9 protein-coding genes and 1 tRNA gene are annotated in these 12,956 nt (G+C 70.6%); 4 read left to right on the top strand and 6 right to left on the bottom strand.

The genetic code is table 11. From position 1 onward, the window contains the following. The first annotated feature begins 1 nt into the window (after position 1). Complete coding sequence (locus I6G21_RS06265; protein WP_165869990.1) at positions 2-1,243, top strand: MFS transporter; 1,242 nt, start codon at positions 2-4, stop codon at positions 1,241-1,243. A gap of 299 nt (positions 1,244-1,542) precedes the next feature. Continuing rightward, positions 1,543-2,751, top strand: a complete 1,209-nt coding sequence (locus I6G21_RS06260; protein ID WP_081275350.1) for a VIT1/CCC1 transporter family protein — start codon at positions 1,543-1,545, stop codon at positions 2,749-2,751. A 1,156-nt stretch (positions 2,752-3,907) separates the two neighbouring features. Here the strand turns inward: I6G21_RS06260 and sucD are convergent. The 3 genes from sucD to I6G21_RS06245 all read right to left on the bottom strand — a co-directional run bounded on the left by sucD (position 3,908) and on the right by I6G21_RS06245 (position 9,027). Beyond that, positions 3,908-4,825: a succinate--CoA ligase subunit alpha gene (gene sucD, locus I6G21_RS06255; protein ID WP_055684271.1), complete on the bottom strand. Its 918-nt coding sequence runs from the start codon at positions 4,823-4,825 to the stop codon at positions 3,908-3,910. A gap of 39 nt (positions 4,826-4,864) precedes the next feature. Continuing rightward, positions 4,865-6,031 carry an ADP-forming succinate--CoA ligase subunit beta gene (gene sucC, locus I6G21_RS06250; RefSeq protein WP_058731405.1) on the bottom strand — a complete coding sequence of 389 codons (1,167 nt, stop codon included), beginning with the start codon at positions 6,029-6,031 and terminating at the stop codon, positions 4,865-4,867. 380 nt (positions 6,032-6,411) lie between these two features. Further along, entirely contained in the window at positions 6,412-9,027 is a 2,616-nt protein-coding gene (locus I6G21_RS06245) for a UvrD-helicase domain-containing protein (protein WP_129357812.1), read from the bottom strand. A gap of 322 nt (positions 9,028-9,349) precedes the next feature. Between I6G21_RS06245 and I6G21_RS06240 the strand changes: the two genes are divergently transcribed. Then, on the top strand, positions 9,350-9,943 hold the full coding sequence (locus tag I6G21_RS06240; protein ID WP_058730417.1) for a hypothetical protein: 594 nt from the start codon (positions 9,350-9,352) through the stop codon (positions 9,941-9,943). Between the two features lie 15 nt (positions 9,944-9,958). Here the strand turns inward: I6G21_RS06240 and I6G21_RS06235 are convergent, their stop codons facing one another. Beyond that, positions 9,959-11,512: a DHA2 family efflux MFS transporter permease subunit gene (locus tag I6G21_RS06235; RefSeq protein ID WP_129357811.1), complete on the bottom strand. Its 1,554-nt coding sequence runs from the start codon at positions 11,510-11,512 to the stop codon at positions 9,959-9,961. A gap of 88 nt (positions 11,513-11,600) precedes the next feature. Beyond that, positions 11,601-11,673: transfer RNA gene (locus I6G21_RS06230), tRNA-Arg, on the bottom strand. Positions 11,674-11,747: 74 nt separating this feature from the next. On the opposite strand from I6G21_RS06230, the gene I6G21_RS06225 reads away from it, so the two are divergent. Beyond that, entirely contained in the window at positions 11,748-12,689 is a 942-nt protein-coding gene (locus tag I6G21_RS06225) for a DUF4031 domain-containing protein (protein WP_055684266.1), read from the top strand. Here the strand turns inward: I6G21_RS06225 and I6G21_RS06220 are convergent. After that, complete coding sequence (locus tag I6G21_RS06220) at positions 12,668-12,886, bottom strand: hypothetical protein (protein WP_055684265.1); 219 nt, start codon at positions 12,884-12,886, stop codon at positions 12,668-12,670. The two genes, I6G21_RS06225 and I6G21_RS06220, sit on opposite strands and share 22 nt — an antisense overlap. Between the last annotated feature and the right edge of the window lie 70 nt (positions 12,887-12,956).

The raw sequence follows: 12,956 nt of genomic DNA, 5'->3' as shown, positions 1-12,956 counted from the left end.
GGTGAGCTCCGCCCCGCTGACCGGACCCGTCCCGCGACCGGAGGGGCACCGTCGGGGTTCCCCGGAGTTCACGCGGATGCTGATCGCGATGTTCTGCGCGGGGCTCGCCACCTTCGCGCAGCTGTATTCGCCGCAGGCGGTGCTGCCGTCGATCGCCCGGGACTTGGGGGTGGAGGCGGCCTCGGCGGCGCTGATGGTCTCGGCGGGCACCTTGGGACTGGCCCTGTTCGCCCTGCCGTGGACGTATCTGGCGGATCGGTGGGGCAAGGTCCGGGCGATGGAGATCGCGGTCGTCGCGGCGACCGTGCTGGGGCTGGTGATCCCGTGGATCCCGCACTTCGGGACGGTGCTGGTGCTGCGCCTGGCGCAGGGCGCGGCCCTGGCGGGGATGGCGGCCTTGGCGGTGTCCTACATCAGCGAGGAGACGCACGCGCTGCACGCCGGGGCCGCGACGGGTCTGTACGTGGCCGGGACCTCACTGGGCGGGTTGGCCGGCCGGCTGATCTCGGGGCCGATGGCGGAGGTGACGGGAAGCTGGCGGGTCGCGGTCATGACGGTGTCCGTGCTGGCGGGGGCGGCCGCGGTGGCGTTCATCGTGCTGGTGCCTCGGGCCCGGCGGTTCGTGCCGGTGCCGCCGGAGGGGGCGCTGCGGGAGACGGCCCATCGGATCGGGCTGCAGCTGCGCAACCCGGCGATGCTGAGCCTGTTCCTGCTGGCGTTCATCCTGATGGGCGCGTTCGTCACGGTGTACAACTACGTGGGCTTCACCCTGGAGGCCCCGCCGTATCTGCTGTCTCCGAGCGTGATCGCCCTGCTGTTCCTGGCGTACCTGTCCGGGACGTTCGCTTCGACGACGGCCGCGCGGTTCAGCGCCCGCTTCGGACGGCTGCACGTGGTGGGCGCGTGCGTGGCGGTGATGCTGGTGGGGATCGGGCTGACGCTGACGCGGCCGCTGTGGCTGATCGTGGTGGGGCTGGTGCTGCTGACCATGGGGTTCTTCGCGGCGCATTCGGTGGCCTCGGGGTGGGCCGGTCTGGAGGCCGGTGTGGCGAAGGCCCAGGGCACGGCCCTGTACAACGTCTTCTACTATGCGGGTTCCGCGCTGGTGGGCTGGGTCGGCGGGTTCTTCTATGCGGCCGGCGGGTGGCTGGCCACGGGCCTGTTCTGCGCGGGGCTGCTGGTGGTGGGTTCTGCGGTGGCCTGCCCGGTGCTGCATCGGACGCTGGTGCGCCGGGCGGGGTGAGCCGTTAGACTGGCTCATCGACGAAGGGGAGTAGTTCCCATCCGCCGCGGTGTCCGCGGCGGTGGCGGTGCGTCGACACACTGGATCCGGTGTTCAGGTCCCGGTGCCCCACCCGTCACCTCGTGCCGTGCGCGCGGGGTGCGGGCGAGCGAGACCTTCGTCCCACTGACCGATCCCGGCCCGCGCCGCACCCCCGCGGGGTGTGCCCGGGCCTCGTTCAGGGCCGTGTCCTCCCCCGCCGTCCGGTGCGTGTGCGCCGTCGTCCGGGGTCGTCGCCCGGCCCGGAAGGCGAGACAGCCATGGACCGCACCGATTCCCAGCAGCCCCTCCCCCACTCCGCGCAGGAGCCGACGCCGCTCCCCCATCCTGTCGGCGACCCCGCGGACCCTGCCGATCCGGCGGGGCACGCGCATCACGCGGTGGGCGAGCCGTCGAAGGCGCAGATCCGGCGGTGGCGGCGGTATCTGGCGGATGAGATCGCGGAGGCGAACCTGTACCGCGGCCTGGCCCGGCACGCCACGGGCCGGGAGGCGGAGATCCTGGAGCAGGTGGCCGAGGCGGAGGGCCGGCATCGGGAGCACTGGGTGCAGATGCTCGGTGAGCATGCCGAGCCGATGCCGCGTCCGTCGGTGGGTTCGGCGTTCCTGCAGTTCCTGGCCCGGCGCTTCGGCTCGGTGTTCGTGCTGGCGCTGGCGCAGCGGGCGGAGGGGCGTTCCCCGTATGCGGAGGACCCGGATGCCACGGATGCGATGGCCGCGGATGAGGCGGTCCATGAGGAGATCATCCGGGCGCTGGCCACGAATGGGAGGGAGAAGCTGTCCGGGAACTTCCGGGCGGCGGTGTTCGGTGCCAATGACGGCCTGGTCTCGAATGTCTCGCTGATCATGGGGATCGGCGCGTCGGGGGCGAGCTCGCAGATGGTGCTGTTCTCCGGGTTAGCGGGGCTGCTGGCGGGGGGCCTGTCCATGGGGGCCGGGGAGTTCGTGTCGGTGCGGTCTCAGCGGGAGCTGCTGGATGCTTCCCGTCCGACGCAGGTGACGCTGCGGGTGGCGGATGATCTGGACATCGACGAGAACGAGCTGGAGCTGATCTATCGGGCTCGGGGGATGTCCGAGGAGGCGGCCAGGCATCGGGCGCTGGAGCGGTTCGGACACTTCGACTGCGACTGCGATCCGTCCCTGTCCCATCGGGATGACGCGGAGGAGGAGTCCGCGGAGAATGTGGTGTTGGGCACGGATCTGGGTGCGGCGGCGTCGAGCTTCTGCTTCTTCGCCTCGGGTGCGGTGATCCCGATCCTGCCGTACCTGCTGGGGATGACGGGGGTGTGGGCGATGGTGTTGTCCCTGGTCCTGGTGGGGGTGGCCCTGCTGGGTACGGGTGGCGTGGTGGGTCTGCTGTCCGGGGCGTCCCCGGCGAAGCGGGGTCTGCGGCAGCTGGGGATCGGCTACGGTGCGGCGTTGGCCACGTATCTGCTGGGCCTGCTGTTCGGGACGACCGTTGGTGGGTAGCGGATCCCTTGCTATCCTGGGCCCTGCAGTGCCCGCATGACGGCGCCCGTCGTCCTCGCCGGGTGCCGCGGCGGCAGCCGCACCCGTGACCCATGATGATCTACTCGTTTCCTTTGGGGGGAATACGAGACCACCTCTGTCTCTCGCCGCCAGCTCGCCAAGGGCGCCGCCTGGTCCGTGCCCGTCGTGGCCGCCGCCTCCGCCGTCCCGGCCATGGCCGCCAGCCAGGACCAAGCACATGCCAGTGTCTGCAAGATCTTCACCGGAGACGGTTATCGGCCCCTCGCGGCTCAGCATGACGTTTGCTTCACCTTTGGATCAGATGCCCCGGGTGGGTCCATCCCCAAGGGCACGGTATTCACCTTCGCATTCACCCTCTCTGGTGGACAGACAATGGAGGTTCCTCAGATGTACCCCACGTCCGGCCAGACCAGTGGGGGTCTCGCCAGCACTACCATCTCGCCCTCAAGCGGGACTTCAGCTACTGCATTCACCATGACCGTAACCTTCAATCGGGATGCGTCAGCGAGTGATCTGCAGAATACTATGAACTGTGAGATCGGTGTCAAGTGAACGACTGACTCTGAAATCGCTCCCGAGACCACCGTTACAGTGAATATGCGCTCGTCCGGTCAGCAGGTTAAGCCTGCATCGGGTTCTCTATCTTGGAAGGTTCCACAGCGAATGCCCGTTGCCACCAACAGGACGGGCCGCACACCTCTGATCTACCTCAGTAAGAGCGGATCCCAGACCTGCTACCCGGAGACACGCTTTACGCTCAACGGTTCCTCCACGCGCAGGGAATGCGCGGAGAGCGGGACGATCAACAGCACCTCTGCCATCTATCCTGGTGGTCGGTGCGTTGCAGTCTCCAATATGGGGACGTCCGGCCAGTATAGTCACCCTCCGGTCTGCTGACTGGCATCTCTTTCAGCGGAAGGCCCCGCATCGCATCCCGCGGTGCGGGGCCTTCCGCTTTCCACCACCCAAACCGTCATCTACGTGGCTTGTCGGGCTCCCAGAACGCACGCCAGCGACGGTTCGGCGCGATCCACGGGTACGGAGAACGCCGAGCCGTCATCCACGTGGTCTCAGACGGTCTGAGAACCCACGCGGATGACGGCTCGGCGTCGTCGTGCTGGAGGGAGGCTCTCGCCTACTTGCCGGCGAAGATCTCCCGCATCAGCTCGGCGGCCTGGGACGGGGTCTTGCCGACCTTCACGCCCGCGGCCTCCAGGGCCTCCTTCTTGGCTTCCGCGGTGCCGGAGGAACCGGACACGATGGCGCCAGCGTGGCCCATGGTCTTGCCCTCCGGGGCGGTGAAGCCCGCGACGTAGCCGACCACCGGCTTGGTCACGTGCTCCTTGATGTACTCCGCGGCGCGCTCCTCCGCGTCCCCGCCGATCTCGCCGATCATCACGATCGCCTCGGTCTCCGGGTCCGCCTCGAAGGCCTCCAGGGCGTCGATGTGCGTGGTCCCGATGACCGGGTCCCCGCCGATGCCGATCGCGGTGGTGAACCCGATGTCCCGCAGCTCGAACATCATCTGGTAGGTCAGGGTGCCGGACTTGGAGACCAGCCCGATCTTCCCCTTGCCCGTGATGTTCGCCGGGGTGATGCCCACCAGGCACTCCTCCGGGGTGATGATCCCGGGGCAGTTCGGCCCGATGATGCGGGTCTTCGGCTTCCCGTCCGCCCCGGCGTTGGCCTTGGCGTGCGCCCAGAACTCCGCGGAATCCTGCACGGGGATGCCCTCGGTGATCACCACGACCAGCGGGACCTCCGCGTCGATCGCCTCGATCACGGCGTCCTTGGTGAAGGCCGGCGGCACGAACACGATCGAGACGTCCGCCCCGGTCTCGGCCACCGCCTCCTTGACGGTGCCGAACACGGGCAGCTCGACGTCGGCGCCGTCCTTGGTCTTGTGGGACACCGTGGTCCCGGCCTTGCGGGCGTTCACGCCGCCGACCACCTGGGTGCCGGCCGCCAGCATCCGCGCGGTGTGCTTGGTGCCCTCGCCGCCGGTGATGCCCTGAACGATGACCTTGGAGTCCTTGTTCACGAAGATAGACATGTTTTCCTTCTCGTTACCTGGAAGTGCTTCGGCGAGTGCTCAGGCCTGGTGGGCCAGCTCGGCGGCCTTGTCGGCGCCCTCGTCCATGGTCTTGGCCTGGGTGACCAGCGGGTGGTTCGCCTCATCCAGGATGCGGCGCCCCTCCTCCACGTTGTTCCCGTCCAGGCGCACCACCAGCGGCTTGGTGGCCTGATCGCCCAGGATCTCCAGGGCCTTCACGATGCCGTTGGCGACGGCGTCGCACGCGGTGATCCCGCCGAACACGTTCACGAACACGGACTTCACCTGGGCGTCGTTCAGGATCACGTCCAGGCCGTTGGCCATGACCTCCGCGGAGGCGCCGCCGCCGATGTCCAGGAAGTTCGCCGGCTTCACATCGCCGTGGTTCTCCCCGGCGTAGGCGACGACGTCCAGGGTGGACATGACCAGCCCGGCGCCGTTGCCGATGATGCCGACCTCCCCGTCCAGCTTGACGTAGTTGAGGTCGTTCTCCTTGGCCTTGGCCTCCAGCGGATCCGCGGCGGCCTTGTCCTCCAGAGCAGCGTGATCCTCGTGGCGGAACTCGGCGTTGTCGTCCAGGGAGACCTTGCCGTCCAGGGCCAGGATCTGCCCGTCGCCGGTCTTCACCAGCGGGTTGACCTCCACCAGGGTCGCGTCCTCGGCGGCGTAGACCTCACCGAGCTTCACGATGACGGCGGCGACCTTCTCGCGCAGCTCCTCCGGGAACCCGGCGGTGGACACGATCTCCAGGGCCTTCTCCTGGGTGAGGCCTGCGGCCGGGTCCACCTCGACGCGGGCCAGCGCCTCGGGGCGCTCGGCGGCCAGCTGCTCGATCTCCATGCCGCCCTCCACGGAGCACATGGCCAGGTAGGTGCGGTTGGCCCGGTCCAGCAGCACGGAGAAGTAGTACTCCTCGGCGATGTCCGCGCCCTGGGCGATCATCACGCGCTTGACGGTGTGGCCCTTGATGTCCATCCCCAGGATCTGGGAGGCGTACTCGCGGGCCTCCTCCGGGGTCTTGGCGACCTTCACGCCGCCGGCCTTGCCGCGTCCGCCCACCTTGACCTGGGCCTTGACGACGGTGACGCCGCCGATCTTCTCGGCGGCGGCCTGAGCTTCTTCGGGAGTCTCGGCGACGATCCCCTGCAGCACGGGCACCCCGTGCTTCTCGAAGAGGTCGCGCGCCTGGTATTCGAACAGGTCCACGGGTCTGTGTCCTTCTTCCTCGAAGTCGTGCCGGGAACCGCGGAACCGGGCGCCCGGCTTGATCTGTCGTGGAGCTCTCGCGCCGGGCCCGCACGGATGCGGCGGGCGTCACGGGGCTCCCCACAGTGAGCCTATCCCACCCGACCGTGACGCCCCTAACCTGGGGGTGGGGCCCCTCCCCCTCCGCCCGCTCGCGACCCGGCGCTCCCGTACCCAAACGCCTCCTCCCCGCAGGTGAGGCGGCGCGTCCGTTCCCAAACGCCCCACCCCACCCACGCGAGACGGCGCATCCGTTCCCAAGATCGGCGTCTATGGGAACGAATGCGCCGGGTCGGTGAGGATCAGGGGGGGGAGCACGGACCCCGGGACGATGCCCGGGGCTAGTCCAGGGGTTCGATGGGCGCGTAGCGCAGCAGCAGCCGCTTCTCCTCCGCGCCGAAGCGCACCTTCGCGACCGTCTTGTCTCCGGAGCCCTCCAGGGCGATCACCTTCCCGCGGCCGAAAGTCTTGTGCTGCACGGACTGACCCACGCGCAGCGTCGGAATCTCCTTACCCTGCTGCACCCGGGAGGCCTTCGTGGCGCGGGAGCCCAGGGCCGGGGAGCCGTCGATGTCCCCGGAGAACCCGGCATCAGCGCTGGCCGGGGCGGGCCGACGCCGGGCGGAAGACGACGACGTCGGGCCGGACCCGCGCCCGCCCCAAGACGAGGACTCCGCCCACGAGCCGCCCCGCGAGCGCCCACCGAATCCACCAGACCCGAACCCCGAACCGAACCCGCCGGCCCCGTGCACCGGGGAGCCCCAGCCGGCGCGCATCGAGCCCAGCCGCTTCCACTCCACGAGCTCCTCCGGGATCTCCTCCAGGAACGGCGAGGGCGGGTTGAACTGGGACTGGCCCCACATGGAGCGGGACTCCGCGCGCGTCAGGTACAGCCGGCGCATCGCCCGGGTCAGCCCCACGTAGGCCAGGCGCCGCTCCTCGGACATCTCCGCCTCATCGGTCAGGGCCCGCTGGTGGGGGAACAGCCCGTGCTCCATCCCGGTGAGGAACACCACCGGGAACTCCAGGCCCTTCGCGGTGTGCAGGGTCATCAGCGTGACCACACCCTGCTCGCGGGCCTCGGCCACCTCGCGGGCCACCTGGGCCGCGGAGACCCCGCCCTCCCCGTCCTCATCCGACTCCGCGGCGCGGGGCCGGTTGGGGATCTGGTCGGCGTCGGCCACCAGGGCCACGTGCTCCAGGAACTCGGCCAGCCCGGCGTCGGGATCCTCCGCCTGGAACTCCCGGACCACGGCCACCAGCTCGTTGAGGTTCTCCACCCGGGACTCGTCCTGCGGGTCCTCCGAGGTGCGCAGCGCCTCCAGGTACCCGCTCTGCTCCAGCACCGCCTCCAGGCAGGTGGCCGGGGACTCGGTGGCCGCGATCTGCGCCAGATCATCCATCATGGACACGAACGCCAGGATCTTCTTCGCCCCGGCCGAACCCAGCCCCGGGGCCTCCTCGGCCCGGCGGGCCGCGGCGAAGAACGAGATCCGCTCCTGCTGCGCCAGATTGGCGATGGCCCCCTCCGAGCGGGCGCCGATGCCGCGCTTGGGCTCGTTGAGGATGCGGCGCACCGTGATGTCGTCGTCCGGGTTGAGCAGGGCGCGCAGGTACGCCAGGGCGTCCTTGATCTCCTTGCGCTCGTAGAAGCGGGTCCCGCCGACCACCCGGTACGGCAGACCCACCCGCATCAGGATCTCCTCCAGGGAGCGGGACTGGGCGTTGGTCCGGTAGAACACCGCCACATCCCCGGCGGCGATGCCCTCCTCATCGCGCAGCCGGTCGATCTCCTCGGCAATGAACCGCGCCTCGGCGTGCTCGTTCTCCGCGACGTAGCCGACGATCGGCTCCCCGTCCCCGGAGGCCGTCCACAGCTTCTTCGGGCGACGCTGCGGGTTGCGCTCGATCACCGCGTTCGCCGCGGAGAGGATGGTCTGGGTGGAGCGGTAGTTCTGCTCCAGCAGGATGGTGCGGGCGTTCGGGTAATCCCGCTCGAAGTCCGTGATGTTGCGGATGTCCGCCCCGCGGAAGGCGTAGATGGACTGATCCGAATCCCCCACCACGGTCAGCTCCGCCGGGCCCGCGGCCTCCGGGTACGGGCTCGCCTTCCCTGCGACCGCACCGTTCGACGACCCGCCCGACGACGCCGCGGCGTCGGCCCCCACCAGCTCCCGCACCAGGGCGTACTGCGCGTGGTTGGTGTCCTGGTACTCGTCCACCAGGATGTGCCGGTAGCGGCGGCGGTAGAACTCCGCGACCTGCGGGAAGGCACGCAGCAGGAAGACGGTCTGGGAGATGAGGTCGTCGAAATCCAGGGCGTCCGCGGCCCGCAGCCGACGGGTGTACTCGCTGTAGATCCGCGCGATCGTGTGATTCCACTCGTCGCCAGGGGACACGGATGCGGCGTTGGCTTCGGCGTCCACCAGCTCGTTCTTCAGCGCGGAGATGCGGTTGAGCACGGCCTTGGGGGCGAAGCGCTTGGAATCCAGCTGCATCTCCTTGGCGATCAGGGCCACCAGCCGCTGGGAGTCCGCGGCGTCGTAGATGGAGAAGCTGGACTTCATCCCCAGGGTCGCGGCCTCCCGACGCAGCACCCGCACGCAGAAGCTGTGGAAGGTGGAGATGGTCATCCGCCGTGCCTTCTCCCCCACCAGCTCGACGACGCGCTCGCGCATCTCCGCGGCGGCCTTGTTGGTGAAGGTGATCGCGAGGATCTGCCCCTCGTGGGCCCGACCGGTGGCCAGCAGGTAGGCGATCCGGTGGGTGAGCACGCGGGTCTTGCCGGAGCCGGCGCCCGCCACGATCAGCAGCGGGGACCCTGCATGCACCACGGCCTCGCGCTGCTGGTCGTTGAGCCCCTCCACGAGGGCCTGCGGATCCGCTCGCGGGGCCGGTTCGGCGGGCCGGGCGGAGGCGTCGGGGCGGAAGAAGGAGGTGTCGCGCAGAAAGTCCATGGCGCCTCCCAGTCTAGGCGAACACGTCTTCGAAGGAACCGCCGATCCACGCCCCCGCCCGACGCCGGCACGCGGGTTCCGCCGCGAAACCGCCCGCCGTGCCCGGGCCCCGGGCCTCCAAACGTCCGGGCGTGCGGCGGGGCCAGCCGACCGCGGCCATCGCACCATAATGGGGAGCATGGGTATGTCCGAAGGCCAGAAGAAGCGCAGATACGGTGCATCCGCCGTCCCGTCCGGCGGTGAGGGGAATCGGACCCCCGGAACGGCGGGGCGCTCCCGCGGTTCGGCCCAGCCCACGGGCCGCAGCAGCACCCGAACTCCGGTGGCCCCCGGCACCTACCGCCGCGAGGACCTCGCCCCGCGCCCCGGCTCCGGGTCCTCCCTGGGCATCATCATCGGGGTGCTCACGACCATCGCGGTGCTGCTGTTCTGCTACGTGACCTTCCTCGTGCTGCCCGGCATCGGCCGCGCCTACGGGCTGACGCTGCCGGAGCTGCGGATCACGGGCTTCGACCGGGAGCAGATCGCCGCGGCCGCGAGCGCCCTGGGCGATCAGGGTCGGGAGGACTACCGCTGGGTGCACCGCTCCTCGGGTCTGCTGATGCCGCTGTTCATGGCCCTGGCGTGGTTCGCGATGCTGGGGCAGTCCGTGCACACCCGCGCGGTCCGCTGGGCGCTGTGGTCGGTGCCCCTGGCCTTCGCCGTCGTGGTCCTGGCCGGCGGTCACGCGATCGACGCCGCCCTGGCCGATCCCACCGACGGCCCGGTGGCGCTGGCCTCGGGGCTGGTCATCGCCCGGTGGGTGCTCACCGCGGCGCTGCTGGCCCAGGCCGCGTGGATGCTGGCGCACCTGGTGCGCACCAAGCTGGACGCCTTCGCCCGCGGGGAGCTGCCGGGCCAGCAGCCGACCCCCTGACACCGGCACGCGGGCTCAGCCCTCGGAGGCCGTGCGCGGGGAGACGCGCCGGAACAGCAGCGCCAGCACCGCTCCCACCAGCACGGCCGCGGCCGGCAGCAGCATCGCCTGACCCATCGCCGCGGCGTAGCCCTCGTGCAGGAACGACGGCAGCGCTCCATCGGCACCGGCCGCCGCCTCACCCGCACCACCGGCGCCCGCACCGCCCGACGCCGCCCCGACCCCCGGCAGGTGCGCGGCCAGGCGGTTCTGCATCATCATCGCGATCAGCGCAGAGCCCAGCACGGAGCCGACCTGCCGCGTCGTGTTGAACACCCCGGACCCCGCGCCGGCCCGGGCGGGAGCCAGGTCCCGGGTCGCGGTGATGGAGACCGGGGACCACATGAACGCCCCGCCGACCCCCATGACGAAGCTGGGCACCAGCAGCAGCGCCACCGCCGTGTCCGGGTCCATCAGCAGCCAGTACAGCACCAGGCCGACGCCGTTGAGCAACAACCCGCCCACGGCCATCAGCGGGGCGTTGCGCCCAGTGATGATCCGCCCGACCAGCGGGGCCAGCACCCCGGAGACCACGGCCATCGGCGCCAGCATCAGCGCGGCCTGGGTCGGGCTCATCTGGCGCACCAGCTGCAGGAAAAGCATCAGCGGCAGCGCGAAGGAGGAGATCATCAGCCCCACGAGGGTGATCACGGCGTTGCCCACGGAGAAGTTGCGGTCCCGGAACAGCCCCAGCGGCACCAGCGGCTCGGCGGGGGTCACCCGCTGCCACAGCACGAAGACCGCCAGGATCACCGCCCCGCCGATGATCAGCTCGGGCACCGTCACCGGCCCCCAGATCGGACCCCAGTCGTACCCGTGCCCCTCCTGGATGCCGAACACGAGCAGGAACATCCCGACGGCGCTGAGCAGCACACCCACCCAGTCCATCGAGTGCGCGTGCACGGGCAGGGACGGCACGGCCCGGGCGGCCCGCCAGAACGCGAAGATCCCGACCGGGATGTTGACGAAGAAGATCCACTGCCAACCCAGGGAGTCCACGAGCAGCCCGCCGGCGATGGGCCCGGCCAGATTCGCGACGCCGGCGGTCGCACCCCAGATGCCCAGGGCAGGCCCGCGCCGCTCGGGCGGGAACAGGCGGGTGATGATGGCCATGGTCTGCGGGGTCATGATCGCAGCACCCAAGCCCTGGAAGACACGGGCGAGGATCAGGGAGGCGATGGACCCGGAGAACCCGCACCACAGGGAGGCCAGGGTGAACACGGTGAGCCCGGTCAGGTACAGCCTCTTGGGGCCGAAGCGATCCCCCAGCCGCCCGGTGATCAGCAGCGGCACCGCGTAAGCCAGCAGATAGACGCTGGTTACCCAGACCACGGCGTTGATGTCCGCGTCCAGGTGGCTCATGATCGCCGGCATCGCGGTGGAGACGATCGTGGCGTCCACCAGGATCATGAAGAACCCGATGACGATGGCCCACAGCGCCCGCCAGGCCTGCGCCGTCTCCGGGTCCCGCCCGGGGGCCGCGGCCCCGCGGGTCCGGCGATGGCGCGGCGGGGTGCTGGCTGGGCTCACGGAGATGCCTTCCTTCGCGGAACGGGAGATCCGGCGTCGGATTCCGGGGCGCGCAGATGCACCGGGGCGCCGAGAGGCTGGCGGAGAGTGCCCCCGAGTGGATTCGAACCACCGACACCGGCTTTAGGAGAGCCGTGCTCTATCCCCTGAGCTACGAGGGCGCGGATGCCCACTCTACCCGCCCCGCCTTTCCCCCGCGGAATCCCCTCCGGGTCCGCGTGCCAGACTGGTGGGCATGGCTGTGCTGATCGATCCCCCGTTGTGGCCGGCCCACGGCACCGTCTTCTCCCACCTGGTCTCGGACCGGGATCTGACCGAGCTGCACGCACTGGCCGCGGCCGCGGGGATCAGTCCGCGGGCCTTCGACCGGGACCACTACGACGTCCCCGCCCACCGCCGCCAGGAGCTGATCGAGCTGGGGGCTCAGCCGGTCAGCGCGGCGCAGCTGACCCGCCGCCTGCGCGCCAGCGGCCTGCGCATCCCGGCCCGGGAGCGCCCGGAGCGGATCCGCGCGGGGCTGCTGCGCGCCTGGGATCGGGCCTTCCCGGCCTGGGCCGGACACGGCGGCGCGCTGCTGGCCCGGTGGGAGGAGGAGCATCGGGCCTATCACGACTCGGTGCACCTGCGGGAGGTCCTGGAGCGCCTCGACGGGCCGCTGGCCCCCGAGCGGGAGAAGGATCGGACGGTGCTGGCGCTGGCCGCCTGGTACCACGACGCCGTGTACCGGGGCGCTCCGGGAGCGGATGAGCAGGACAGCGCCGCCCTCCTGGAGGAGGAGGCGCGGCACCTGCCGACGGGCGAGGGGGCGCCGTCGTCGGAGACCGTGCGCCGGGCGGCCGCCCTGGTCCGCGCCACGGCCGCCCACGCCCGCTCGGCGGAGGCGGACCCGCTGTGGCCGGCGCTGCATGACGCGGACCTGGGGATCCTGGCCGCGGACCTCGGGCGCTACCGGCGCTACGTCGAGGGGGTGCGCCGAGAGTACGCGCACGTGCCGGAAGGGCAGTTCCGCACCCGCCGGGCGATGATCCTGCGGGAGCTGATCGGCGGGCCCCACGTGTTCCTGACCCCCGCGGGGCGGGCGCGGTGGGAGGAGGCGGCCCGAGCCAACGTGAACCGGGAGCTGGCCGAGTTGGAGGGAGGGTCCGCCCCCGAGGCTCAGCGGCCCCGGCGGCGGTAGAGGATTCGGGAGCCCAGCAGCCCCAGGATGATGCCCACGCCCCCGACGATCGAGACCCACATGGCGGGGTTGCCGAGGCTCAGGGACAGCAGCAGCCCGATGACGATGCCGGGCACCGCGCCGGCCACCATGCCGACGGCCATGTAGAGGAATTCCTGGTCGCTGCGGGACTTCGGGGGTTCGAACTGGGTGGACATGGTCCTCATGGTAGTCGGGCCCGCCGTCGGGCGAAGACGACGACAGCGGCTCCCGCTGGTCGTCGAGAGC

Source organism: Rothia kristinae (genome assembly GCF_016028855.1).
Taxonomy (GTDB): Bacteria; Actinomycetota; Actinomycetes; order Actinomycetales; family Micrococcaceae; genus Rothia; species Rothia kristinae.
The sequence above is the reverse complement of the archived record's forward strand: the minus strand, read 5'-3'. Positions and strand labels throughout refer to the sequence as shown.